The organism is Pseudomonas sp. Pseusp16, assembly GCF_047324915.1.
Classification (GTDB): domain Bacteria; phylum Pseudomonadota; class Gammaproteobacteria; order Pseudomonadales; family Pseudomonadaceae; genus Aquipseudomonas; species Aquipseudomonas fluorescens_CD.
Genome location: NZ_CP168522.1, coordinates 5,594,633 through 5,620,393, shown reverse-complemented (window position 1 = coordinate 5,620,393; position 25,761 = coordinate 5,594,633). Strand labels below are relative to the sequence as shown.

Below are 25,761 nucleotides of genomic sequence, written 5' to 3'. Positions count from 1 at the left end.
GGGGCGGCGGTCCTCCCGAGGTGTTCGCCGTGAATGGAACAACTGCGCGCCGTGAACTAACCTCTGCCTGCAACCGGCCCCCTGCCCTGCTTTCCGGGAGAACCGCCATTCCAATCACCGACACCGATCAGCTCAGGCAACTGCTGGCCCAGTGCTCACTGGGTGACCGCCGCGCGTTCGAGACGCTGTACCGCAGCGTCGGCCCGCGTCTGCACGGGGTAGCGCTGCGCTTCATGGGCCGTTCGGACCTGGCCGAAGAGGTGCTGCAAGAGAGCTTCGTGCGCATCTGGAACAACGCCTCGCGCTACGAAGCGCATCTATCGGCGCCGTTGACCTGGATGATCAACATCACCCGGAATCAAGCCATCGACCAGTTGCGCAAACACCGTGATCGGCCCTTGAGTGATCTCGAAGAACAGATGCTTGTGGATGAAAGTCCATCGGCCCAGGAGCAACTGGACAGTGCCCGTGAGGCCAGTGCCTTGAGCCGCTGCCTGGACAGCCTCGACGGCATGCAGCGCCAGTCGATTACCGTCGCTTATTTCCAGGGACTGTCGTGTTCCGAGTTGGCCGAACACCTGGCCGCGCCGCTGGGCTCGGTGAAGTCCTGGATCCGCCGCGGCATGGAGCGCCTGCGCAGGTGCCTTGAATCATGAACTATAAAACCCCGACCCTGCGCCGCGCCCTCGCCGCCGACTATGCCATTGGCCTGATGCCCGCCACCGCGCGTCGTCGTTTCGAACAGCTGTTGCTGGAGGATGCGACCTTGCGCGCCGAACTGGCACAGTGGCAGGAAAGCCTGGTCAGCCTGACCGAAGCCCTGCCTGAGCAGCCGGTGCCGGATCGCGTCTGGCAAGGCATTACCGAACGGATCGAACCACAAGTGCTGCACGTGCCGCAGAAGCGTCCGTTCTGGAACTGGCTGCGAGTGTCGGCGGCGCTTTGCTCACTGTTGATTGCAGTGATTCTCGGAGTTCACTACATCTCCGACGACGCCCGCTACAGCGCCACGCTGGTCAACGCCGACGCGAAACCGGCGTTGCGTGTGCAGGCCCATGAGAATTACCTGCAAGTCGAGCCGCTGACGCTGGCGGCTGTCGAACCCGGGCAAAGCCTGGAGTTGTGGGCGATTCCGGCGGACGGCAAGCCGATCTCCCTCGGCGTGATTCCGGCTGGAGGCAAAGGCAAGGTCGAATTGAGCGAGGCGCAGAAAGCGCTGATCGGCAAGCCGATTGCGCTGGCGGTCAGTCTGGAACCGAAGGGCGGTTCGCCGACCGGGCAGCCGACTGGGCCGGTGCTGTACCAAGGGGCGTTGGCGGCACTGTGAAAGCAGAAGATCAAAAAATCGCAATAAAAAACGGCGACCCGAAGGTCGCCGTTTCATTTTGCGTGAAGACTCAAGCTGCGCTGAACATCTTGTGCGGATCAATCACAAACTTCTTCGGCACGCCGGCGTCGAACTCGCCATAACCCTGTGGAGCCTGATCCAGGCTGATCACCTGAACGCCCACCACTTCGGCGATGTTGATGCGGTCCCACATGATCGCCTGCATCAACTGGCGGTTGTACTTCATCACTGGTGTCTGGCCAGTGTGGAAGCTGTGGGATTTGGCCCAGCCCAGGCCGAAGCGAATGCTCAGGCTGCCCATTTTCGCGGCAGCGTCCACGGCACCCGGATCTTCGGTTACGTACAGGCCAGGAATACCGATTTTGCCAGCGACGCGAACCACGCCCATCAGCGAGTTGAGTACGGTGGCCGGAGCCTCGTGTTTCACGCCGGCATGGCCGTGACCGCGAGCTTCGAAGCCTACCGCATCGACGGCGCAGTCCACTTCCGGTTCGCCCAACAGTGCAGCGATTTGTTCGTGCAGTGGGGTGTCTGTTGACAGGTCGGCGATTTCGAAACCCTGAGCCTTGGCATGGGCCAGGCGGATCGGGTTGACGTCACCAATGATCACCACCGCAGCGCCCAGCAGGCGAGCGGAAGCGGCAGCCGCCAGGCCAACCGGGCCGGCACCGGCGATGTACACGGTGCTGCCAGGGCCGACGCCGGCAGTCACTGCGCCGTGGTAACCGGTGGGCAGGATGTCGGAGAGACAGGTCAGGTCACGGATTTTTTCCATGGCCCGGTCGCGATCCGGCAGTTTCAGCAGGTTGAAGTCGGCATACGGTACAAACGCGTACTCGGCTTGGCCACCGGTCCAGTCACCCATGTCGACATAGCCATAGGCACCGCCCGGACGCGCCGGGTTAACGCTCAGGCAGACGCCAGTATGTTGCTCTTTGCACGAACGGCAACGGCCACAGGCAACGTTGAAAGGTACCGACACCAAGTCGCCGATCTGCAGGTTCTCGACACCGCTGCCCTTCTCGATCACTTCACCCGTGATCTCGTGGCCCAGCACCAGACCGGTCTGAGCGGTGGTGCGACCGCGCACCATGTGCTGGTCGGAACCACAGATATTGGTGGAGACCACACGCAGGATGACACCGTGTTCAATCTTCCTGCCGCGCGGGTCCTGCATTTTCGGATAGTCAATCTTCTGCACTTCGACCTTGCCAGCGCCGAGATACACCACACCACGATTGCCAGACATGCTTTCACCTCGCTGTTGTTTTTATGGAACCGCGTTGCCCAGGCAGGCAGCGCGTTAAATGCTCGGGTACAGATGCTGTTTCTTGTGTTGCTTGTGAGGGCCTCTTCGCGGGCAAGCCCCCCCAAAAACCTAGAGAACGACCGTACGATTGGCGTTCAGAAACACCCTTCTCTCAATGTGATAACCAACCGCCCGCGCCAGAGTCAGCCCCTCGATATCCCGCCCCTTGGCGATCAGATCTTCCGGGTAATGGCTGTGGTCCACCGCCTCGACGCCCTGGGCGATGATCGGCCCTTCGTCAAGATCGTTGTTGATGTAGTGCGCCGTGGCGCCCACCAGCTTCACGCCCTTGTTGTAGGCCTGGTGATAGGGCTTGGCGCCCTTGAAACCGGGCAGCAGGGAGTGGTGGATGTTGATCGCCTTGCCATCGAGCTTGCGGCACAACTCCGGCGACAGCACTTGCATGTAGCGCGCAAGGATCACCAGTTCGGCACCGGACTCTTCAATGACCTGCCATACCTGGCGTTCCTGCGCCGGCTTGTCGTTCGGATCCAGCGGGAAGTGGTAGTACGGAATCTGGTGCCAGTCGGCCAATGGCTTGAGGTCCGGGTGGTTGGAGACCACGGCGGCCACGTCCATCGACAACTGGCCGATGCGCTGGCGATAAAGCAAATCGTTGAGGCAGTGATCGGCCTTGGAAACCATGATCACCACTTTCGGCCGATAGTTCGGCGCGACCAGTTCGAAGTTCATGCCAAAGGCATCACCACGCTCGGCCAACCCCGCGCGGAACGACTTCTCGTCGAAACCATCGGGCTGGCGGAATTCCACACGAATGAAGAAACGGCCCGAAAGCCGGTCATCGAAGGAATGGTGCTCGGTGACGTAGCAGCCCTGCTCGAACAGAAAGCGGGTCACCACATCCACCGTGCCAAGCAGGCTTGGGCAGTCGGCGGTCAGAATCCATGTGTCTGGGGCGCGGCTCATGGTGCGGTGACTCCTGAGAATTCGGTGGATGCCTACTGTAGGAGCGAGCCCTGCTCGCGATGGGGGCCAACGACGACGCGTACTGTCTGATTCAACGCGTTGCCTTGAAGTCCATCGCGAGCAAGCTCGCTCCTACAGTGACGGTGGTGATCAAGCCTGAACGCTGAGGCCGAATTCGGCAGAAGCATCCTGCAGCCACAGCCACCAGTAATCCGAGAAGCTGCGACGAATCAGCAGTTCCCAGGTGTCTTCGGCGGTGTGACGGATCATCAGCTGCGACTTGGCGAACACCGTACCGACGGCTTTGCCCACCGGGAAGTTGTTCGGGTGCACGTCGTAGCTGGTGGACTTCATCAGTACCTGGCGCACGTTCGGGCCGCTCAGCTCGAGGAGCTGCTGGCCGCCGCTGACGTTGACGATGGCAATGTGCAGATTGCCCAGCGCTTCGCGCAGTTTTTTCTCGGCGGCAAACTCTTGACCGGTTGGCACGATCAGCAGCCACTCATCCGGCCCCATCCATTGCAAACTGGTTTCGCCTTTGACGATGACGCTCAGCGCGCCCGGCAACTCGATGCCCAGGGCCTTGTGCACGCCTGCGGCGAACGCGGCGTCGTGGCCATCGCCGCGGATGGTCAGGTGGCCGAGGAGTTTTTTCTCACGCACGGTCACGCCGGCGTTCTTGCGGCCCTTGCCCACCAGGCTGGCGAGGTCGGCGTGATGCAGCGACGACTCGGCCTTGGCCCCGGAGGTTGGGCGTTGTTGGTAAACATTGGCTGCGGTCATAAAGCACCTGTCCTGAATTCTGTATTGATCGTTCCCACGCTCTGCGTGGGAACGATCGGAGGCAATTAAACGTTCTGGCGCTCACCCTTCGGATCGAAGAACACCGAAGAAACGATTTCCGCCTCGATCACGCTGCCGTCCGCCAGGGGGGCGAACACACGTTCGCCCATGCGGTTCAGGCCGCCCTTGACCACGCCCATGGCAAACGAATAGCCCAGGGAGTTGTGCAGGTAACTGGAGGTCACGTGACCGACCATGGTCATCGGGATCGCCTGCTTGGTGTTGAACACCAGTTGCGCACCTTCCGGCAGCCACTTGTTCGGATCGATCGGCTTGAGGCCAACCAACTGCTTACGTTGATCACGCACACAGTCTTCGCGGTTCATGCCACGCCAGCCGATCCACGAGAACGGTTTGGTGCGACCGACACACCAGCCCATGTTCAGGTCGTCCGGGGTCATCGAGCTGTCAGTGTCCTGACCGACGATGATGAAGCCCTTCTCGGCCCGCAGCACGTGCATGGTTTCGGTGCCATATGGCGTCAGGTTGTACTTCTTGCCGGCGTCGACGATTTTTTCCAGCACGCCCATGGCGTAGTCGGCTTGCACGTTGACTTCGTACGACAGCTCACCGGTAAACGAAATCCGGAACACCCGCGCTGGCACACCACCCACCAGACCTTCTTTCCAGGTCATGAACGGGAAGGCTTCGTTGGCCAGGTCAATGTCGGTGACTTCGCTGAGCAGCTTGCGGCTGTTCGGCCCGGACAGGGTCATGGTCGCGAAGTGGTCGGTCACGGAGGTGAAGTACACCTTCATGTCCGGCCATTCGGTCTGGTGGTACAGCTCCAGCCACTGAAGCACGCGTGCCGCGCCGCCGGTGGTGGTGGTCATGACGAAATGGTTGTCGGCAAGGCATGCCGTCACGCCGTCGTCGAACACCATGCCGTCTTCTTTGCACATCAGGCCGTAACGCGCCTTGCCCACGTCGAGCTTGGTCCAGGCGTTGGTGTAGACGCGGTTGAGGAACTCGCGGGCGTCCGGTCCCTGGATGTCGATCTTGCCCAGGGTCGAAGCGTCCAGCAGGCCGACGCTGTCGCGCACGGCTTTGCATTCGCGCTTGACCGCTGCGTGCATGTCTTCACCGGACTTCGGGAAGTACCATGGACGTTTCCACTGGCCGACATCTTCGAACTCGGCGCCGTTTTTCAGGTGCCAATGATGCAGAGCGGTGTAGCGCACTGGCTCGAAGATGTGCCCACAGTGACGACCGGCCACAGCGCCAAAGGTCACTGGCGTGTAGTTCGGACGGAACATGGTGGTGCCCATCTGCGGGATGGTCACGTTCAGCGAGCGGGCAGCGATGGCCAGGCCGTTGACGTTGCCGAGCTTGCCCTGATCGGTGCCGAAGCCCAGTGCGGTGTAGCGCTTGACGTGCTCGACCGATTCGAAGCCTTCGCGGGTCGCCAGTTCGATGGCGGCGGCGGTGACATCGTTTTGCAGGTCGACGAATTGCTTCGGTGCCCGTGCGGTGCTCTTTTCATGGGGCACCTGGAACAGCGCCAGCGTCGGCTCTTCGAGGCGGCTCAGGGCTTTCGGCAGTACGCCTTCGACTGTCTGGAACCCGGCTTCAGCAGCGGCGCGGGCGCCGCCTTCAAAACCGTCGGCCAGAGAATCGCCAAGGCCGTAGACGCCGTTGATGCCACCGACACACACGCGTTTCTGCGGTGCTTCACCCGGTACGAAACCGAGGATGTCTTCGCGCCAGATCGGCTTGCCACCCAGGTGCGAAGCCAAGTGAACCACAGGGCTGTAACCACCGGAGCTGGCCACCACGTCGCACTCAAGCCATTCGCCTGGGCTGGTCACGGTGTGGGCTTTGACATCGATGGCGGCCACACGGGCAGCGGTCACGTGCTTGCTGCCACGGGCCTCGATCACGGCGCTGCCGGTAAGGATGCGGATACCTTTGGCGCGCGCTTCTTCCACCAGCGCACCACGCGGGTTGCTGCGGGCGTCGGCGATGGCCACCACTTGCAGGCTGGCATCGAGCCAATCCAGGGCAACGCGGTAGGCGTGGTCATTGTTGGTCGACAGCACCAGCTTCTTGCCCGGTGCCACGCCATAACGGCGCACGTAGGTCGAGACAGCGCCAGCGAGCATGTTGCCCGGCACGTCGTTGTTGCCGTAGACCAGTGGACGCTCGTGAGCGCCGGTCGCCAGCACTACGCGCTTGGCACGAACACGGTGGATGCGTTGACGCACCTGGCCAATCGGTGCGCGGTCGCCGAGGTGATCGGTCAGGCGCTCGTGAATGGTCAGGAAGTTGTGGTCGTGGTAGCCGTTGACTGTGGCGCGCGGCAACAGCAGCACGTCCGGGGTGTTTTTCAGTTCGGCGACGACGCTGGCAACCCACTCCACGGCAGGCTTGCCGTCGAGGCTTTCGCGGGAGTCGAGCAGGCTGCCGCCGAACTCTTCCTGCTCATCGGCGAGGATCACCCGGGCACCGCTGCGCGCAGCCGCCAGGGCAGCCGCCAGACCGGCAGGACCAGCGCCGACGATCAGCACGTCGCAGTGCTGGTTCATGTAGTCGTAGGTGTCCGGATCGTTCTCGGTCGGCGAGCGGCCAAGACCGGCGGCCTTACGAATGTACTTCTCGTAGGTCATCCAGAACGATTGCGGGTACATGAAGGTTTTGTAGTAGAAGCCCGGTGGCATCAGCTTGCCGCCGACCTTGCCGAGAATCCCCATCATGTCGTTGTTCACGCTCGGCCAGCCGTTGGTGCTGGTGGCGACCAGGCCCTGATACAGCGCCTGTTGCGTAGCGCGCACGTTCGGGATCTGCGTGGCTTCGGTGGCGCCGATCTGCAGCACCGCGTTCGGCTCTTCGGCACCGGCGGCGAAGATGCCGCGCGGACGGGAATACTTGAAGCTGCGACCGATGATGTCGACGCCGTTGGCCAGCAGTGCAGCGGCCAGGGAGTCGCCTTCAAAGCCTTTGTAGTTCTGGCCGTTGAAGGTGAAGCTCAAGACTTTGTTGCGGTCGATCCGTCCGCCGTTGGACAGGCGATTGATCTGGCTCATACCTTCTCTCCCAGAGCCGTGCTGGCCGCTTTCGGGCTATCGGTCTTGTCGGTGAATTGTGGCTTGGTGCCGATCTTGTAGGTTTCGAGAATCTCGTAGGTCACGGTGTCGCGAGTGACGTTGAAGTACTGGCGGCAACCGGCAACGTGATCCCACAGCTCGTGGTGCAGGCCGCGAGGGTTGTCGCGGAAGAACATGTAGTCCCCCCACTCCTCGTCGGTGCAGCTGCCCGGGTCCAGTGGGCGCGGGATGTGCGCCTGGCCGGATGCATGGAATTCCTCTTCGGAGCGCAGTTCGCCGCAGTGAGGACAGAAGATATGCAACATAGGGATTTCTCCTGTTAGTGGGCGACTGCTGCAGCGCCGTGTTCGTCGATCAACGCACCGCTGTGGAAGCGGTCGATGGAGAAAGGTGCGGCCAATGGGTGCATTTCACCCTTGGCCAGGCTTGCGGCAAACACGTTGCCCGAGCCAGGTGTTGCCTTGAAGCCACCGGTGCCCCAACCGCAGTTGAAGAACATGTTCGGTACCGGGGTTTTCGAGATGATCGGGCAGGCATCCGGCGTGGTGTCGACGATGCCGCCCCACTGACGGTTCATGCGCACGCGCGACAGGACCGGGAACATTTCGACGATGGCCTGGATGGTGTGCTCGATCACCGGATAGGAACCGCGCTGACCGTAGCCGTTGTAGCCGTCGATACCGGCGCCGATCACCAGGTCGCCCTTGTCGGACTGGCTGATGTAGCCGTGCACGGCGTTGGACATGATCACGCTGTCGATAATCGGCTTGATCGGCTCGGACACCAGCGCTTGCAGCGGGTGGGATTCGATCGGCAGACGGAAACCGGCGAGTTTGGCCATGTGCCCGGAGTTACCGGCGGTGACCACGCCGACGCGCTTGGCGCCGATGAAGCCCTTGTTGGTTTCAACACCGATGCACACACCGTTTTCCTTGCGGAAACCGATCACTTCGGTCTGCTGGATCAGGTCCACGCCCAAGGCATCGGCGGCCCGGGCAAAGCCCCAGGCCACGGCATCGTGACGGGCCACGCCGCCGCGACGCTGGACGGTAGCGCCCATCACCGGGTAGCGGGTGTTCTTCGAGCAGTCGAGATACGGGATCTCGTCGGCAACCTGCTTGGCATCGAGCAGCTCGCCGTCCACGCCATTGAGGCGGTTGGCGCTGACCCGACGCTCGGAATCACGGATGTCCTGCAGGGTGTGGCACAGGTTGTAGACACCGCGCTGGGAGAACATCACGTTGTAGTTGAGGTCCTGGGACAGGCCTTCCCACAGTTTCATCGCGTGTTCGTACAGGTGCGCCGACTCGTCCCACAGGTAGTTGGAGCGAACGATGGTGGTGTTGCGCGCGGTGTTACCGCCGCCCAGCCAGCCTTTCTCGACCACGGCCACGTTGGTGATGCCGTGTTCCTTGGCCAGGTAGTAAGCCGTGGCGAGACCATGCCCGCCACCGCCGACGATGACCACGTCGTAGACCTTTTTAGGGGTCGGCGTGCGCCACATTTTCTGCCAGTTTTCATGGTGGCTGAGAGAGTGTTTGAAGAGGCCGAAGCCCGAGTAGCGTTGCATAGTCATTTACTCCAAAACCGCACTCAGCGATAAACCGGGAAGTCCGCGCACAGGGCCGATACCTGCTGGGCGACATTGGCCTCGACATCGGCGTCGCCGAGGTTGTCGAGGATGTCGCAGATCCAGCCGGCCAGCGTGACGCACTGGGTCACCTTGAAGCCGCGCGTGGTCACCGCCGGGGTGCCGATGCGCAGGCCGGAGGTCACGAACGGCGACTGTGGATCGTTCGGGACAGCGTTCTTGTTCACAGTGATATGGGCACGACCGAGGGCGGCGTCCGCCTCTTTGCCGGTCAGGCCCTGACGGATCAGGCTGACCAGGAACAGGTGGTTGTCGGTGCCGCCGGACACTACATCGTAGCCGCGTTTGATAAATACGCCGGCCATCGCCTGGGCGTTGTCGATCACTTGTTGCTGGTAGGCCTTGAAGCCTGGCTCCAGCGCTTCCTTGAAGCACACCGCCTTACCGGCGATCACGTGCATCAGCGGGCCGCCCTGGGCACCGGGGAACACGGCTGCGTTGAGCTTCTTCTCGATTTCTTCGTTGGACTTGGCCAGGATCAGCCCGCCACGCGGACCGCGCAGGGTCTTGTGGGTGGTGGTGGTGACCACGTCGGCGTAAGGCAGCGGGTTCGGGTACAGGCCGGCAGCGACCAGACCAGCCACGTGGGCCATGTCGACGAACAGCAGCGCACCAACCTTGTCGGCGATCTGGCGGAAGCGCGGGAAGTCGAGGGTCTTGGAGTAGGCCGAGAAGCCGGCGACGATCATCTTCGGCTTGTGCTCGACGGCCAGGCGCTCGACTTCGTCGTAGTCGATCAGGCCGGTCTTTGTGTCGATGCCGTACTGCACGGCGTTGTACAGCTTGCCCGAGGACGACACCTTGGCACCGTGGGTCAGGTGACCGCCGTGGGCCAGGCTCATGCCGAGGATGGTGTCGCCGGCTTGCAGCAGGGCCAGGTACACGGCGCTGTTGGCCGAGGAACCGGAGTGCGGCTGGACGTTGGCGTAATCGGCGCCGAACAGTTGCTTGGCGCGCTCGATGGCCAGGGCTTCAACCTTGTCGACGTGCTCGCAGCCACCGTAGTAGCGCTTGCCCGGATAACCTTCAGCGTATTTGTTGGTCAGGCCACTGCCTTGCGCTTCCATCACGCGCTTGCTGGTGTAGTTCTCCGACGCGATCAGCTCGATGTGATCTTCCTGACGTTGCTCCTCGGCATTCATCGCCGCCAGCAGTGCATCGTCGTAACCCTGGATCTTGTCTTGCTTGCTGAACATCGCGTCTCTCCCAGCGGCGGCGGTGCGCCATTCGTCTCGGTGAGGCACTGGCTTTTCGGCAGTGCCCTTTGATAGCGATGGTATGACCGGCGTCGAGTCGTCAAATGCCTACGGGCGCCACGCAAAGGTGCGTTTACGACATGGCGGGAAATGGCAAGCCGGACACAAACCGCAAATCAGCCTGGATCCCTTGTGGGAGCGGGCTTGCTCGCGAATGCGATGCATCAGTAAGCAGTGAAGTGACTGACACTCCGCTTTCGCGGGCAAGCCCGCTCCCACAGGGTTATGCGAGCACCTGACGCAAAGCCAGCAAAGCGACGAAATGCACGGGATACAGGGCATACGCCCAGCGCCGCATCGGTGGTGGTTTTACGCCCCCTGCGTGTCGCAACAGGAACAATCCGAGCCATGGCGCAATCAGACACGTGACGATGGCCGGAATCGCCGCGATATTGCCCAGGCGAGCGGCGTGATACAGCACCTGCCATTGATTGGCCGCCAGACAGACCAGCCCCGCCAATATCGCGAAATACCAAGGTCGCTGCAGTATCAGCAGCATGGCCAGCGGCAACAGAAGACCAAAAAAACCGAACATCAATCGCTGGGAGAAAAACGCTGCCAGCAATATCGCGCCGGCCGCCAGCAGTCGCGACGCAAGCCCCGGTTGCTGCCAGCCACGAACCACCAGCAAGCCCAGGGCAAGGGTGGGCAGCACATTCAAGGTGCCGGGATCGGGTATGAACATTCGGTAAGGAATTTCACTCACCGCGCTGAACAGCAACAGCCAACCCAGGTAGCGCCACTGGCCACCGGTCGTCGTAGTCCGCACACGCTCCAGATTGACCGCCATCGCCAGGCAGAACCACGGAAACGCCAGACGTCCCGGCACATACAGCAAATCGGCGGAATAACCGACATATCGCAAGTGATCGAGCAGCATGCTCAAAAGCGCCAGCCACTTGAGCAGATCCAGCGCTCCATCTCGTTGCTTTAAGTGCATGGCCTTGTGCATCGTCACGTGCATAATTGCCCTTCGACTGTGTATTTTCCAAACAGCGACATCCTGTGCACTTCACCTGACGATCTTGGGAATAGTGCGCACCCTCATTGACCACGGGACGCTTCACCATAGGCATCTCGACCACGGAAGCAGGCCATGACCGACAAGAGCCAACAATTTGCCAGCGACAACTATTCCGGTATCTGCCCTGAAGCCTGGGCGGCCATGGAACAGGCCAACCACGGCCACCAGCGCGCATACGGCGACGACGAGTGGACCGCCCGCGCCTCCGACGATTTCCGCAAACTGTTTGAAACCGACTGCGAAGTGTTTTTCGCCTTCAACGGCACCGCCGCCAACTCGCTGGCGCTGTCGTCGCTGTGCCAGAGTTACCACAGCGTGATCTGCTCGGAAACCGCCCACGTCGAAACCGACGAATGCGGCGCCCCGGAATTCTTCTCCAACGGTTCCAAACTGCTGATCGCCCGCACTGAAAACGGCAAGCTGACCCCGGACTCGATCCGCGAGGTCGCGCTCAAGCGCCAGGATATCCACTACCCCAAACCCCGCGTCGTGACCCTGACCCAGGCCACCGAAGTCGGCAGCGTCTACACCCCGGACGAAATCCGCGCCATCAGCGCCACCTGCAAGGAACTGGGCCTGAACCTGCACATGGACGGCGCGCGCTTCTCCAACGCTTGCGCATTCCTGGGCTGCACCCCGGCTGACCTGACCTGGAAGGCCGGTGTCGACGTGCTGTGCTTTGGCGGCACGAAAAACGGCATGGCGGTGGGTGAGGCGATTCTGTTCTTCAACCACAAACTTGCCGAAGACTTCGATTACCGCTGCAAACAGGCCGGGCAACTGGCGTCGAAAATGCGCTTCCTGTCGGCGCCGTGGGTCGGCATCCTGGAAAACGACGCCTGGCTCAAATACGCCAACCACGCCAACCGCTGCGCGCAATTGCTGGCCGAACTGGTCAGCGATATTCCCGGTGTGGAACTGATGTTCCCGGTTCAGGCCAACGGCGTATTCCTGCAACTGTCGGAACCGGCCATCGCCGCACTGACCGCCAAGGGCTGGCGTTTCTACACCTTCATCGGCAACGGCGGCGCACGCTTCATGTGTTCGTGGGACACCGAGGAAGAGCGTGTGCGGGAATTGGCTCGGGACATTCGCGTGGTGATGAGCGCCTGAAGTCGCTGTCAACGGCGCTGCACATCTCGGCAGCGCCGTTCATCCGAACTGGCATTTCTGACAGTTCACCGTCTCTGCATCGCCGGCGTAGCGTGTGAGCACCTGAAAAGGAGTTCACGCAGTCTTTCGGGAACAACCATGTGTCGAACTTTCGATGCAAAACAATGTTCTAGCAGAGAGTAATTCAAATGAGCAATCAAGCCCTGAAGCAGGTCCTGGCAAACACCCCGAAACCTACTGTCACTAACGTGAGCTGGGACGAAGTTCAAAAAATCGCACAGGTCGGCGACATCATTAAACAGCACGGGAACACGTTTGAACTCGCGCGTAAGGAGTTCGTGCAGCAAATGGACAACTCATTCGAAATAAAGCTGTTTAGAGCTGATAAATAACTCATGATTCCGGTAATCCATTTCGTCAATTGATGGCGAACTGATTCACAGCCAAATCCTGCATGGCGAAGAAAGATACCTCTTCGCCATGCAGGATTTTTTTCATCTCATCTTTCTCACGGCAGCTCCTGAAAGACTTGGTCTACATTGTGTGTCGAGCCTCCGCTCACATAACAACAATCAGGAGCGTGTGCATGTCATTGCAAGGCAAAACCCTGTTCATCACCGGCGCCAGCCGGGGGATCGGCCGCGAGATCGCGCTGCGGGCCGCGCGCGATGGGGCCAATATTGTGATTGCCGCCAAAAGCGCCGAACCCCACGCCAAGCTGCCGGGGACGATTTTCAGCGTGGCCGGGGAAGTGGAAGCCGCGGGAGGCAAGGCGCTGGCCTTGCAGGTGGATGTACGTGAAGAGGATGCCGTACGTGAGGCGCTGGCCCAGGCCAACGAACATTTCGGCAGTATCGATGCACTGATCAACAACGCCGGGGCGATCAAGCTGACCGGGGTCCAGCACCTTGAGCTCAAGCGCTTTGACCTGATGCACCAGATCAACACTCGCGCCGTATTGCTGTGCAGTCAGGCTGCGCTGCCCTATTTGAAGAAGTCCGCCGGGCACATCCTCAACCTGTCGCCACCACTGAACCTCGCCACCAAATGGTTCGCCCAATACAGCCCCTACACCGTCACCAAGTACGGCATGAGCATGCTGACCCTGGGCATGAGCGAGGAATTCAGGAATTACGGGATCAGCGTCAACTCGCTGTGGCCACAGACGATGATCGCCACTGCAGCCATCGAGTTTCAGCTGGGATCACGGGAGTCGTTCAAGCACGCACGTACGCCTGCGATCATGGCCGATGCCGCCCATGTGATCCTGAGCAGCGCAAACCGCAGCCTGACCGGGCGTTTGCTGATCGATGAGGAAATACTGCGAGAAAACGGTGTGACTGAGTTCGAACACTATCGGTTCGCGCCCGACAGCAGCGACAAGCTGATGACGGATCTGTTTATCGACTGAAGCCCCCTCCCTCTGCAGGAGCGAGCTTGCTCGCTCCTGCAGAGGGTCATCGGTGTGGATCAGTACTCGATGCGCACGTCGCCTTTCGGCACGCTGCAGCACGACAGGATGAACCCTTCGGCTTCGTCTTCCTCGGTGATCCCGCCGTTGTGCTCCATCTCCACTTCGCCGCCCAGCTTCATCACTTTGCAAGTGCCGCAGATACCCATGCCGCACGCTTTGGGAATCATCAGGCCAACCTTGGCTGCCGCCGCATGCACGGTCTCGCCCGGGGCCACGCGGATGCTCTTGCCGGAGGCGGTGAATTCCACTTGATGTAGATCCGCCGCGTCCACTTCCGGTGCCTCGGCCGCTTGTTCGGCGTGCTCCTCGGCATCGGCGCGAGCCTCTGGCGGGGTCGCTCCGAAGGACTCTTCATGGTAGCGCTTCATATTGAAGCCGGCGTTTTCCAGCAAGCGCTTGACCGCGTTCATGTAGGGTGTCGGACCGCAGCAGAACACTTCGCGCTCAAGGAAGTCCGGAACCATCAGTTCGAGCATCCTGTGGTTCAGGTAACCGCGATATCCGGCCCATGGCTCACCGAAACCGTGCTTCTCGCAAATCAGGTGCAGGCTGAAGTTTTCGATCCGCGCCGCCATATGTTCCAGCTCGCGGTGATAAATGATGTCCTTGGGCGAGCGGGCGCTGTGGATGAATGCCATGTCGACATTGCCGTTGGTGTCGAAGAACCAGCGAGCCATGGACATGCACGGTGTGATCCCCACACCGCCGCTGAGATACAGCACTTTCGGATTTGGGAAATCAATGGCGTTGAACAGCCCCACCGGGCCATGCACCGCCAGCTCGTAGCCTTCATGCAGGGTGTCGTGCAGCCAGTTCGAAACCTTGCCGCCCGGAACCCGCTTGATGGTCACCGAAAAGCTGTAAGGCACCGACGGCGAGCTGGAAATGGTGTACGAGCGCATGATCGGCTGCCCTTCGATTTCCAGCTCCAGGGTGACAAACTGCCCCGGCTTGAAGAAGAACATGATCGGCTGGTCGGCCATGAAACAGAAGGTACGCACATCCCAGGTTTCCTGGATGACTTTGACGCAACGGACGATGTGCCGACCATTGGCCCAGGTCTGGGTGGTTACCGGGTTCAGGAAGTTGTTGGACATGCTGATCTCCACGGCCGACTGTCGGCCTTCATGTTGGCGATTCTGCGTATAGCGCGAATCACCCATTTACCTATCTGCGACATTGACATGCTTATCGCGACCAGCCCCCAACTGCCGGGGCTTGCGCGTCGGGAACAGATTGCACCATGTCGCCCATGGATAAGGTTCTGGCCTGCGCCGGCCCCACACTCGCCCCATACCAAGACATAACCATTACACCTTGCGTAGCAACCCTGAACAGCACACCTGATTAGCCACTTTCGCCGGCCACGCAGATGGCCTTGAGGATTAAACGATGGACGTCACTACTACCCTGAGCCTGGGCGATCCGCTGGAACCCGCACGCAAGGCCACTGCACAGATGCTGCAAGAGCGCGAGCGCACGTTTTCGCTGCCGCAGCCGTTTTACTCCGACGACCGCCTGTTTGATATCGACATGCAGGAAATCTTTCAGAAAGAGTGGTTGATCGCCGGCATGACCTGCGAAATCCCCGCCAAGGGCAACTACCTGACCCTGCAAGTCGGCAAGAACCCGATCATCGTGATCCGTGGCGCCGACGGCGTGGTGCATGCGTTCCATAACGTGTGCCGCCACCGTGGCTCGCGCCTGTGCACCAGCGACAAGGGCAAGGTCGCCAAGCTGGTTTGCCACTACCACCAGTGGACCTACGAGCTCGACGGCCGCCTGTTGTTCGCCGGCACCGAAATGGGCGCCGACTTCGACATGAACCAGTACGGCCTCAAACCGGTGAACGTGAAGACCGCCGGCGGCTACATCTTCATCAGCCTGGCCGAGAACCCGCCGGCCATCGATGACTTCCTGTCGACGCTCAGCCACTACATGGAACCGTACGACATGGAGAACACCAAGGTGGCGGTGCAAACCACCTTGATGGAAAAGGCCAACTGGAAACTGGTGCTGGAAAACAATCGCGAGTGCTACCACTGCAACGCATCGCACCCGGAACTGCTGAAAACCCTGCTGGAATGGGACGACGTCACCGACCCGCGTGCCGACCAGGCGTTCAAGGACCACGTAGCCGCCTCCGCCGCTGCCTGGGAAGCCGAGAAGATCCCTTACGCCCACGCCAGCTTCGGCCTGCGTAACCGCATCGTGCGCATGCCTCTGCTCAAGGGCACCGTATCGATGACCATGGACGGCAAACAGGGCTGTGCCAAGCTGATGGGTCGCATCAAGAACCCGGACCTGGGCTCGATGCGCATCCTGCACCTGCCGCACTCCTGGAACCACTGCATGGGCGACCACATCATCGTGTTCACCGTGTGGCCGATCAGCGCCCAGGAAACCATGGTCACCACCAAGTGGATCGTGCACAAGGACGCGGTCGAAGGCGTGGACTACGACGTGGAGCGCATGCGCCAGGTCTGGGACGCCACCAACGACCAGGACCGTCGCCTGGCCGAAGAGAACCAGCGCGGCATCAACTCCACCGCGTACCAGCCTGGCCCGTACTCCAAGACTTATGAGTTCGGCGTGGTGAACTTCGTGGACTGGTACAGCGAACGCCTGCTGAGCAACCTGGGGGCCGAGCCTGCGCCGTACCTCAAAGGGGTTCCTGTTCAAGGCTAAATGCCCCCCTGCAGGAGCGAGCTCGCTCGCGATGGATGCCTGAACACCGCGGATTGCCTGATACCCCGCGTTTTCGTTCACGACCTTCGCGAGCAAGCTCGCTCCTACAGGAGTTTGCCCTCCTCTCAAAACTGTACGAAATATGATCTATCTCGTTCAGACCTATGCCCGCCGCACCTCCCAGCCTTCCGCGAACAAGTTATCCACATCTCCACCCACAGCTAATGGGGACAACTGTGGAAATGTCGCCAACTTTCTTCACTGAAACCAAAGAAAAACCGTGACTTATCCAGAAGCATGCTTCCACGGATAGACTGGCTGTTTTTTGATCAGCACCCTGAAAGCCACGGATTACATAGCCTTCAGAGGATGGCAAACACCTTATCCACAGAAGCGCCAACAGACTTTGGGGTTAACTTCGCAGGTTCTGTGGAAAACCGCTGAAGCCCGCAGAAAACCGGTGTTTGCGTGACAGCTGACGGCACAAAACCGGCTTTTGATCATTTTTTAACCACGAGCCTGCACACCACGGTTTATAAGGCCTACAGACGATAGCAAACATCTTATCCACAGAAGCGCCAACAGAGATTGGGGGCAAGTCTGCATCGACAGCAGCACTTATCCCCTTGAAAAAGCTTGGAAAAACCACGAGCCATGGTGGTTGTTTTTTGTACGACGCCCTGCAGGGCTTGATTTGCATGGGGTGTAGCGAGGGACGAACATGTTATCCACAGAACCGCCAACAGGGATTGTGGGTAAATGGCAAAGTTGTTCAGACTTTATTGAGGCATGAGCGACCTGAATCCAGCTCCAGGTTCAATTCGAAGTCTTTGAAGGCACGCCACCCGAGCAATATCGACGGGACGTATTGCCCGTCCACCAACGACGGCGGGATGGTAAAGCCCGGGTAGTATTTGTAGCTGACCACCAGGGTGTCGCCTTGCAGGGCCAATACGCCGGTGAAGCGTTGAAAGTGCCTGTTGTCGCCGGTGTAAACGTTCGAGCCTCCCGGCGTCAGCGCCTGCGCCACGCTGACTTGCCTGCCGGGCGACGAGGCCGTCAGGTAGTCGACATTTCCCGTATCGATGATGGCCTGCGTTGCCCGACGATCCAGCTGTGCGGCGACTACCAGCCGCTGGTTGAGATCCAGGCGGCTTAAGGCAATTGGCGCATCACAGCGCCTGGCAGGCGGCGGGTTAAGCTCCAGTGTTCTCCTGGTTATCTTCAAGCGCCCCAGCTTGCTGATCAGATCCAGCCCCAACAGATTATCCCGGTCGCTGACAAAGACCAGGACGTTCCTGAACTCACGGCTGCCGACTTTCAGTGACCCGAGAATTCCCAACCTCGCGGCCAAGCCGCTTTCGCCATAAAACGTGCTGTAGCGATAATGAGCATCGGGCAGCATCCTGACGCCCATCTGTTTCGCAGTTGCAATATTGACCCGGGTTTGCGGTGCCCCCGTGTCCAGTACAAAACGCGCCGAGACACCGTTGGCCGTTCCGACCTCGATAAATGGCAGCGCCTGTTCAGCGATGTAGAAGTCATTGGCATAGGGATGGAGCTGCAGCACCTCATGTCGCGCCGAACCCTTGACCGAGAAATTGCCAGTCGTCGCCAGGATAGCCAGCGATTCGCTGCCAAACATGGAGAACAGGGCGTTCAGGTCGGCGTCGGCCGCAATCGCCAGGGCATGCTTGCCCTTGATGGCCAGATAGTATTCAGGGAGTTGGTTGGCGGCCTTGGCTTCGAACATTCTGGCAAGGACCGTTACCGAACAGCTGAGGTGCTTATCGGCATCCAGTACCTGGTCGCACTGCTGCCGTAGCTGCGCCAGGGATGCGTTGCGCCCCTGATCGGTCTCCAGCCACTGATAAAAGTCCTGATCAGCCACGGGCACGTTTGCCGGGACAGCAGGCAGCAAGCCTGTGGATACCCACAAGGTCGATGCAAAAAGCGCCAGAAGAGCGAAAGTCTTCATGTTCAAGCCAGTCACAAACACCAGGGTTCATGAGTCAGCGCTGAACGTCTGAAAACTCCCGAAAGCGTGTCGCACCCTTGATCAGCGCATTAAAAACTGTAGCTCAGCGCCCTCGTCAGCGTGGGACGAGGGGCGTGGCGTTGTGGATAACCGTCGCTGGTCGAACCCTCGGGCAAGCTCAGGGCCTGTGCATAAGATAGGCGTCACCAGTGACACGGATCATTGGATGAGGGGTGACCTGGCAGGTTTTGATGATCGCGAAACCGTGTCGCTCGTAAAAGCGCCGGGCGCCAGTGTTGGCGGCATAATCGATCAGGCTCAGGCCATTGAGCCCCAGTCGCTCGGCACGCTCTTGAGCATGGGCGAGAAACTGCACGCCCAGCCCCCGATTGCGCCAGCCTTCATGCAAGGCCAGGCTGGAGATGTAGAGAGTATCGGGCACTTCCATGTCGGCGTACGGCGCCAGTACCGGGTCGGTCGTCGGCACCGCCAGTGGATCGTGGCGCATCACGTAACTGTGCATCATGCCAACGACCTGGCCATCGGCCTCGGCAATCAGGCAGTTCTGGTAGGAGAAATCCACGTCGTCGCGGGCATATCGAATGGCGCCGACGTCCAACAGATCCTGGCCGGGCTCTGCTATCTGGCTCCAGATGTAGTCTGAAGCGCCCTCGGATGAAATCTGGAACAACCGCGCAATCTCACGCGCATCCGCGCGGACTGCCGAACGAAATTCAACTGCCATGGTTTTCTCATGAATGTTGGTAATACAGACATCCGGTGGGATCACTGTTAGCCGCGGGGTTTAGCGCTCATCGAAGATCAAAAATTGTAGGAGCGAGCCTGCTCGCGAAAAACCTGAGGACACCACGGTCATTCAGGCATCCCGCGTTATCGTTGACCACCATCGCGAGCAGGCTCGCTCCTACAGGAGATCTGTGCTGAAACCGGGTTAGCGGACCACACCTTCTTCAATCAGCAACTTGAGAATCGCTTCAGCCCCAGCTTGCGCCGTAACGCCCTTGAGCACTTGTCCACCTCCGCCACTGGCTTTCGCCGTTGCGGCTTTCATGCGGTCGGCGCCGCTCTTGGCCTTGATCACCTTCAGGCGCTTGGGTCGTGGCTTGGCCGGTTGCAGGCTGGCGACCGCGAGCAATTGATCATCGATGATTTCAACTTCCTGCGCTTGCAGCACGCCGCGCCGGGCCGGGCCGTAAGCGCTCTGGCGTGGTTTGGGCGCTGCGTTATCCACAGTCGCCAGAAACGGCAGACGCACCTTCAGCCGGCGACGTTGACCACGCGGCAAGGCTTGCAGCACCAGCGCCGAACCGCCATCGATGGACTCGACCTGTGCCAGCCCCACCACCAGCGGCCAGCCCAGGCTTTCGGCCAGCAGGAAGGGCAACATGCCCGAGCCTTCACCGGTTTCCGCCTGGCTACCGGTCAACACCACCTGAGCACCGGCATCACGCAGATACTCGGTCAGCGCCGGTAGCGCATCGGCACCTTGCGGTTGCTCCAGCACATGCAGTTGTTCAAGCCCCATGCCCAGGTAAGCGCGCAATGCAGGCTCGGCGATGTCGCCAGCATGCAGCACTTGCAAGTTATCCCCAGCCAGTTGCAGGCCCAGTTCTACCGCCCGCGCATCCTGTTCCGCGCGACGCGGCCGACCGGATGTCGGGTGGGCGCCGATGGACACCAGGCTGATGATTTTCGTGCTCATAACCCTTTCCTTCCCTTAAGCCGCATCGCGCTTGGCGTCGTTGCGGTAAGCCTCTACCGCCTCGATCAAGGCTTGAAGAATCTCCGCGCTCTCGCCGATCACCGAGAGGTCCGCGCGCTTGATCATGTCGCAACCAGGGTCGAGGTTGATCGCCACCACCTTGTCGCAGGCACCAATGCCTTGCAGGTGCTGGATCGCCCCGGAAATCCCCACGGCCACATAGACCCGTGCGGTGACCCAGGTGCCGGATGCCCCGACTTGACGGTCGCGGGCCATGAACCCGTCGTCCACCGCCACCCGCGATGCGCCTTCGGTCGCGCCGAGGGCTTCGGCGGTCCGGTGGAAAAGTCCCCAGTCCTTGACCCCGTTGCCGCCGGAGAAAATGAATTCGGCTTCGGCCATGGGGATGGCCGCCGGATCGACTGCCACCGCGCCCAAGTCTTCGATCCGCGACAGGCTGCGCGCCACCGTTGTGGATAACTCCACGGGCAGCGCTTCGTGACGGGTTTCGCTGACCGGTTCGGCGCACTCGGCAGCCGCCAGGATCAGTCGCGCCAGTGGACGGGCAAGGTCCTGCAGACCCGCGCCGGCGCGGCCGATGCACTCCTGATCCTTGACCTGCCAGACCCGTGTGGCCGGGCGTTCGCCCAGTGCCGCGGCAAAGCGCCGCCCCAGTTCGCCGCCACCGCTGCGGCTGTCCGGCAGCAACCAGTGACGCGGGCTGAACTGGTTATCCACAGCCCGCAGGCCCTGGACGCGTTGTTCCGGTGCATAACCGCTGAATTCGTCACCTTCCAGTACCAGCAAGCGGTCGACGCCCGCCGTGGCGAAAGCGTTTTCCTTGTGCTCGCCGAAGACTACGGCCAGTACCGCGCCGTCCTTGCCAGCCAGCTGGTGGGCCAGGCCCAACAAGTCGCGGTCGTGGCTGCTCAAGCGACCGCCGACCATGTCCGGCACCACGCTGATGTAAAACGCGGGTGCAGTCACTTGATGCAGCGGCAACTGCACTTCAACCGCGGCCGAACGTTTAGTCGTCCCGCCCTGCTGAGCGCCACTGCGGTCGATTCGTTTGATCCCGTTGGGACCGATAAAACCGATCCCGTGGGGATTCTTGCGGATGACACCGTTCGGCCCCATCCAGCTGTGTTGCGCCGGTTGCATGGCCGCGTGCAGCGGGTGCAGACGGTTGCGGGCGATCCATTCAGCGCGAGGGTCGCGGCGGATAATGTCACTCATCAATGCACCTCCGCAGGTTCACGTTTGGCCGGTGCCGATGGCTTTCCCGGCGCGGCGTCTTCGAGCAACGCATCGGCCACCAGTTCGGCGATGTCCTTGATCAGCGGACGCGGTTCGACCACGCCTTCAAGCATCGCGGTGCACTGTGGACAACCCACGGCCACCAGTTCGGCACCGGTTTCACGGATGTCTTCCATGCGCATGTCGGGAATACGTTGCTTGCCAGGGATGTCGGTGATCGGCGCGCCGCCACCACCGCCGCAGCAGCGGGAGCGGAAACCGGAGCGTTGCATTTCTTTCACTTCAATCCCGAGGGCGCGCAGTACCTGACGCGGCGCCTCGTACTCGCCGTTGTAGCGGCCGAGGTAGCACGGATCGTGGTAGGTCACGCTGTCGCCTTTGTGCTGACCGAGATTGAGCGCGCCAGCATCGATGATTTCCGCCATGTAGGTGCTGTGGTGCTGCACCAGATAGTTGCCATCAAATGCGCCGTACTCGTTTTTCAGCACGTGGAAGCTGTGCGGGTCGCAGGTGACGATGCGGTTGAAGCTGTATTTGGCCAGGGTCTGGATGTTGCGTTTGGCCAACAGCTGGAAGGTCGCTTCATCGCCCAAGCGTCGCGCCACGTCACCGCTGTCACGTTCTTCGAGGCCGAGCACGGCGAAGTCGATTTTCGCCGCCTTGAGCACTTTGACGAACGCACGCAGGGTGCGCTGGTTACGCATGTCGAAGGCACCGTCGCCAACCCAGAACAGCACGTCGGTGGATTTCTTTTCACTGAGCAGGTTGAGGTTCAGGTCAGCCGCCCAGTTCATCCGCCCGCCCGGCGCGAAGCCGCCCGGGTTGTCGGTGGCGATCAGGTTTTCCAGGACTTCCGCGCCCTTGTTCGGGGTCGCGCCTTTTTCCAGGGTCAGGTGACGGCGCATGTCGACGATGGCATCGACGTGCTCGATCATCATCGGGCACTCCTCGACGCAGGCGCGGCAGGTGGTGCACGACCACAGGGTCTCGGCGTCCACCAGGCCGTTGACGATCGGCTGATGCGGATTACCCCCGTGCTCACCAATCGGTTTGCCCGGATACGGACTGCCGGCGAACTTCGCATCGGTGCCGCCAGCCAGGCCGACGACCATGTCCTGAATCAGTTTTTTCGGGTTCAGCGGCTGGCCGGCAGCAAAGGCCGGACACGCCGCTTCGCATTTACCGCACTGCACGCAGGCGTCGAAGCCGAGCAACTGGTTCCAGGTGAAATCCTTGGGTTTTTCCACGCCCAGTGGCGCGCTCGGGTCGTTCAGGTCGAGCGGTTTCAACCCCGTGGAGCGACCGCCGCCAAAGCGTTCGGCGCGACGGTGCCAGGCCAGGTGCAGCGCACCGGCGAAGGCGTGCTTCATCGGCCCGCCCCAGGTCATGCCGAAGAACAGTTCCGACACGCCCCACAACACGCCAACCCCGAGAATCGCCGCCACCAGCCAGCCGCCAAAGTTTTCCGGCAGGATCCCGGCCACCGGCAAGGTCACCAGGAAGAACGAAGCCGAGAACGCCAGCAGGCTTTTCGGCAGGCGCATCCACGGGCCTTTCGACAGGCGCGACGGCGGGTTGCGCCGACGCAGGTAAACAAAGATCGCGCCGACGAACATCACCGCCGACATCAACAACAAGGCATAGCCGAGATAGCGGTTATGCAGGCCAAAACCGTGCACCAGAATCGCCAGCACGGCAGACGCTACCGCACCGCCAGCCGTGGCGACGTGGGTATTGGCAATGTATTTGTCCCGCGCCACCACATGGTGCAAATCGACCATGTAGCGCTTGGGCATGGCGAACAGGCCACCGATCAGGTCGACTTTCGAAGCCCGGCCTCGGCGCCACATGGCCACCCGCCGCAACGCACCCAGAACCGCAAGGCCCAGGGCAGCGAACAACAGGATTGGAAGAAGGGTGTTCAACATGGTGAAGCTCCCAAAGACCTCGGGGTCTCATGTGGGAGCGGGCTTGCTCGCGAATCGGGCGACGCGGTGTATCAGGTGTACCGCGTTATCGTTCTTCGCGAGCAAGCCCGCTCCCACATTGGTTCGGTGTGGTTTTAGAAATCCTTGCACAGCCGCAACGCGTCGTAGATCGCCGCGTGTACGTTACGCTGGGCCACGCAGTCACCGATGCGGAACAGCAGGTAGCCGTCGCCGCTCTGTTCCAGGCATGGCTGCGGCTTGATCGCGAACAAGGCTTCGACGTCGATCTGGCCTTTGTTGCGCGAGCCTTCCTTCAGCGCGTAGTAGATTTCTTCGTCCGGGCGCACGCCGTTTTCCACGACCACCTGGTCCACCACCCGCTCCTCTTTGGCGCCGGTGTATTCGTTTTCCAGCACCGCCACCAGCTTGTCGCCTTCGCGGTAGACCTTCTCCAGCATCATGTCGCCGGTCATGATCACTTCTTTCGGATACATGCTGCGGTAGTAAGTCGGGAACGACGTACCGCCGATCGCCACGCCAGGCTTGATGTCGTCGGTGACGATCTCGACCTGACTGCCCTTGTCGGCGATGTAGTCGGCGGTCGACATGCCGGTGAATTCGCAAATGGTGTCGTAGACCAGTACGTTCTTGCCCGGCGCTACCTTGCCATCGAGAATGTCCCAGCTGCTGACCACCAGGCCTTCAGCCGCGCCCCAGTGCTCGTTCTGCTCGATGAACGGATGACCGCCGACCGCCAGTACCACCACATCCGGACGCAGGTCCATGATGGTCGGCGCATCCGCCGCGGTGCCCAGGCGCAGGTCGACTTTCAACCGTGCCAGTTCCAGCTGATACCAGCGGGTGATACCGGCGATCTGGTCGCGCTGCGGCGCTTTCGACGCCGTGGTGATCTGCCCGCCGATGAATTCCTTCTTCTCGAACAGGGTCACGTCGTGGCCACGCTCGGCGGCCACACGAGCGGCTTCCATCCCCGCCGGGCCGGCACCGACCACCACCACCTTGCGTTTTTTACCGGTGGTTTTTTCGATGATGTGCGGCAGGCCCATGTATTCACGGGAGGTTGCCGCGTTCTGGATGCACAACACATCCAGGCCCTGATACTGACGGTCGATGCAGTAGTTGGCACCGACACACTGCTTGATCTGGTCGATCTGGCCCATCTTGATCTTGGCGATCAGGTGCGGGTCGGCGATGTGGGCGCGGGTCATGCCGACCATGTCGACGTAACCGCCTTCCAGAATACGGGTGGCCTGGTTCGGGTCCTTGATGTTCTGCGCGTGCAGCACCGGAACCTTGACCACTTCCTTGATACCGGCCGCCAGGTGCAGGAACGGCTCCGGTGGATAACTCATGTTCGGAATCACGTTGGCCAGGGTGTTGTGGGTATCGCAACCCGAACCCACGACGCCGATGAAATCGAGCATGCCGGTGTCGTCGTAATACTTGGCGATCTGCTTCATGTCTTCATGGGACAGGCCGTCCGGGTGGAACTCGTCACCGCAGATCCGCATGCCCACGCAGAAATCGTCACCGACCTCGGCGCGCACGGCCTTGAGCACTTCCAGGCCGAATTTCATGCGACCTTCGAAGGTGCCGCCCCATTCGTCGGTACGCTTGTTGACCCGAGGGCTCCAGAACTGGTCGATCATGTGCTGGTGCACAGCCGACAGTTCGACGCCGTCCAGGCCACCGGCCTTGGCGCGACGCGCAGCTTGCGCGTAGTTGCCAATCACCCGCCAGATTTCTTCCGGCTCGATGGTTTTGCAGGTGGCACGGTGCACCGGCTCGCGCACGCCAGACGGCGACATCAGTGTCGGCCAGTTGAAGCCGTCCCAACGGGAGCGACGGCCCATGTGGGTAATCTGGATCATGATCTTGGCGCCGTGCTTGTGCATGGCGTCGGCCAGATTCTGGAAGTGCGGAATGATGCGATCGGTGGACAGGTTCACCGAACTCCACCATTCCTGCGGGCTGTCGATGGCGACTACGGACGAACCGCCGCAAATCGCCAGGCCGATCCCGCCCTTGGCCTTCTCTTCGTAATACTTGACGTACCGATCGGTGGTCATGCCGCCGTCGGTCGCGTAGACCTCGGCGTGCGCGGTACTGAGCACGCGGTTGCGGATGGTCAGTTTGCCGATCTGGATCGGCTGGAACATTGCTTCGAAAGCCATGGC

Annotated in this window: 21 protein-coding genes and 1 pseudogene; 6 read left to right on the top strand and 16 right to left on the bottom strand. The window is 61.0% G+C overall.

The window, feature by feature from the left end:
• The first annotated feature begins 29 nt into the window (after positions 1 to 29).
• A complete protein-coding gene (locus ACEN8Q_RS25475; protein ID WP_413424820.1) occupies positions 30 to 656 on the top strand; it encodes a sigma-70 family RNA polymerase sigma factor in 627 nt (208 codons plus the stop codon).
• Positions 653 to 1,327: an anti-sigma factor domain-containing protein gene (locus tag ACEN8Q_RS25470; RefSeq protein WP_413703905.1), complete on the top strand. Its 675-nt coding sequence runs from the start codon at positions 653 to 655 to the stop codon at positions 1,325 to 1,327. Before ACEN8Q_RS25475 ends, ACEN8Q_RS25470 begins: the two co-directional genes overlap by 4 nt.
• Before the next feature lie 70 nt (positions 1,328 to 1,397).
• On the opposite strand, the gene fdhA is transcribed toward ACEN8Q_RS25470, so the two are convergent.
• From fdhA to ACEN8Q_RS25430, 8 genes are all read right to left on the bottom strand, one after another.
• Positions 1,398 to 2,597: a formaldehyde dehydrogenase, glutathione-independent gene (fdhA, locus tag ACEN8Q_RS25465; RefSeq protein ID WP_413424824.1), complete on the bottom strand. Its 1,200-nt coding sequence runs from the start codon at positions 2,595 to 2,597 to the stop codon at positions 1,398 to 1,400.
• 129 nt (positions 2,598 to 2,726) lie between these two features.
• A complete protein-coding gene (gene purU / locus ACEN8Q_RS25460; protein ID WP_085716468.1) occupies positions 2,727 to 3,584 on the bottom strand; it encodes a formyltetrahydrofolate deformylase in 858 nt (285 codons plus the stop codon).
• Positions 3,585 to 3,734: 150 nt separating this feature from the next.
• Positions 3,735 to 4,367, bottom strand: coding sequence for a sarcosine oxidase subunit gamma (locus ACEN8Q_RS25455; protein WP_057398241.1), 633 nt, complete (start codon positions 4,365 to 4,367; stop codon positions 3,735 to 3,737).
• Positions 4,368 to 4,432: 65 nt separating this feature from the next.
• The gene (locus ACEN8Q_RS25450) at positions 4,433 to 7,450 is read right to left on the bottom strand and encodes a sarcosine oxidase subunit alpha (protein ID WP_413424826.1); all 3,018 of its coding nucleotides are present in this window, start codon (positions 7,448 to 7,450) and stop codon (positions 4,433 to 4,435) included.
• Positions 7,447 to 7,776: a sarcosine oxidase subunit delta gene (locus ACEN8Q_RS25445; protein ID WP_053163068.1), complete on the bottom strand. Its 330-nt coding sequence runs from the start codon at positions 7,774 to 7,776 to the stop codon at positions 7,447 to 7,449. The genes ACEN8Q_RS25450 and ACEN8Q_RS25445 overlap by 4 nt, the downstream gene beginning before the upstream one ends.
• A 14-nt stretch (positions 7,777 to 7,790) precedes the next feature.
• Positions 7,791 to 9,041 (bottom strand): sarcosine oxidase subunit beta, encoded by a 1,251-nt coding sequence (locus tag ACEN8Q_RS25440; protein ID WP_007907561.1) that lies wholly within the window; start codon positions 9,039 to 9,041, stop codon positions 7,791 to 7,793.
• A gap of 23 nt (positions 9,042 to 9,064) precedes the next feature.
• The gene (glyA, locus tag ACEN8Q_RS25435; protein ID WP_413424829.1) at positions 9,065 to 10,318 is read right to left on the bottom strand and encodes a serine hydroxymethyltransferase; all 1,254 of its coding nucleotides are present in this window, start codon (positions 10,316 to 10,318) and stop codon (positions 9,065 to 9,067) included.
• A gap of 283 nt (positions 10,319 to 10,601) precedes the next feature.
• Positions 10,602 to 11,318, bottom strand: coding sequence for a TraX family protein (locus ACEN8Q_RS25430; protein WP_413703904.1), 717 nt, complete (start codon positions 11,316 to 11,318; stop codon positions 10,602 to 10,604).
• A 156-nt stretch (positions 11,319 to 11,474) separates the two neighbouring features.
• On the opposite strand from ACEN8Q_RS25430, the gene ACEN8Q_RS25425 reads away from it, so the two are divergent.
• The 3 genes from ACEN8Q_RS25425 (at position 11,475) to ACEN8Q_RS25415 (ending at position 13,926) form a co-directional block, all read left to right on the top strand.
• The gene (locus ACEN8Q_RS25425; protein ID WP_413703903.1) at positions 11,475 to 12,515 is read left to right on the top strand and encodes a low specificity L-threonine aldolase; all 1,041 of its coding nucleotides are present in this window, start codon (positions 11,475 to 11,477) and stop codon (positions 12,513 to 12,515) included.
• 188 nt (positions 12,516 to 12,703) lie between these two features.
• On the top strand, positions 12,704 to 12,907 hold the full coding sequence (locus ACEN8Q_RS25420; protein WP_413424835.1) for a hypothetical protein: 204 nt from the start codon (positions 12,704 to 12,706) through the stop codon (positions 12,905 to 12,907).
• A gap of 194 nt (positions 12,908 to 13,101) precedes the next feature.
• Positions 13,102 to 13,926: an SDR family oxidoreductase gene (locus ACEN8Q_RS25415; protein WP_413424837.1), complete on the top strand. Its 825-nt coding sequence runs from the start codon at positions 13,102 to 13,104 to the stop codon at positions 13,924 to 13,926.
• Between the two features lie 59 nt (positions 13,927 to 13,985).
• On the opposite strand, the gene gbcB is transcribed toward ACEN8Q_RS25415, so the two are convergent.
• A complete protein-coding gene (gbcB, locus tag ACEN8Q_RS25410; protein ID WP_413424839.1) occupies positions 13,986 to 15,086 on the bottom strand; it encodes a glycine-betaine demethylase subunit GbcB in 1,101 nt (366 codons plus the stop codon).
• 295 nt (positions 15,087 to 15,381) lie between these two features.
• Here gbcB and gbcA point away from each other — a divergent pair, with 295 nt between their 5' ends.
• The gene (gene gbcA / locus ACEN8Q_RS25405) at positions 15,382 to 16,677 is read left to right on the top strand and encodes a glycine-betaine demethylase subunit GbcA (protein ID WP_413703902.1); all 1,296 of its coding nucleotides are present in this window, start codon (positions 15,382 to 15,384) and stop codon (positions 16,675 to 16,677) included.
• A gap of 772 nt (positions 16,678 to 17,449) precedes the next feature.
• Here gbcA and ACEN8Q_RS25400 read toward each other — a convergent pair.
• The 7 genes and pseudogenes from ACEN8Q_RS25400 to dgcA all read right to left on the bottom strand — a co-directional run bounded on the left by ACEN8Q_RS25400 (position 17,450) and on the right by dgcA (position 25,758).
• Entirely contained in the window at positions 17,450 to 18,655 is a 1,206-nt protein-coding gene (locus tag ACEN8Q_RS25400) for a retropepsin-like aspartic protease (protein WP_413703901.1), read from the bottom strand.
• Positions 18,656 to 18,833: 178 nt separating this feature from the next.
• Complete coding sequence (locus ACEN8Q_RS25395; RefSeq protein ID WP_413424845.1) at positions 18,834 to 19,400, bottom strand: N-acetyltransferase family protein; 567 nt, start codon at positions 19,398 to 19,400, stop codon at positions 18,834 to 18,836.
• Between the two features lie 79 nt (positions 19,401 to 19,479).
• Positions 19,480 to 19,563: pseudogene (locus ACEN8Q_RS25390) on the bottom strand (outer membrane lipoprotein carrier protein LolA); the annotation flags it as partial.
• Between the two features lie 44 nt (positions 19,564 to 19,607).
• On the bottom strand, positions 19,608 to 20,378 hold the full coding sequence (locus ACEN8Q_RS25385; protein ID WP_413424847.1) for an electron transfer flavoprotein subunit beta: 771 nt from the start codon (positions 20,376 to 20,378) through the stop codon (positions 19,608 to 19,610).
• A gap of 15 nt (positions 20,379 to 20,393) precedes the next feature.
• The gene (locus ACEN8Q_RS25380) at positions 20,394 to 21,614 is read right to left on the bottom strand and encodes an electron transfer flavoprotein subunit alpha/FixB family protein (protein ID WP_057398233.1); all 1,221 of its coding nucleotides are present in this window, start codon (positions 21,612 to 21,614) and stop codon (positions 20,394 to 20,396) included.
• Positions 21,614 to 23,563 carry a dimethylglycine demethylation protein DgcB gene (gene dgcB / locus ACEN8Q_RS25375; protein WP_413424851.1) on the bottom strand — a complete coding sequence of 650 codons (1,950 nt, stop codon included), beginning with the start codon at positions 23,561 to 23,563 and terminating at the stop codon, positions 21,614 to 21,616. The genes ACEN8Q_RS25380 and dgcB overlap by 1 nt, the downstream gene beginning before the upstream one ends.
• A gap of 134 nt (positions 23,564 to 23,697) precedes the next feature.
• On the bottom strand, positions 23,698 to 25,758 hold the full coding sequence (gene dgcA / locus ACEN8Q_RS25370) for a dimethylglycine demethylation protein DgcA (protein ID WP_413703900.1): 2,061 nt from the start codon (positions 25,756 to 25,758) through the stop codon (positions 23,698 to 23,700).
• Positions 25,759 to 25,761 lie beyond the last annotated feature (3 nt).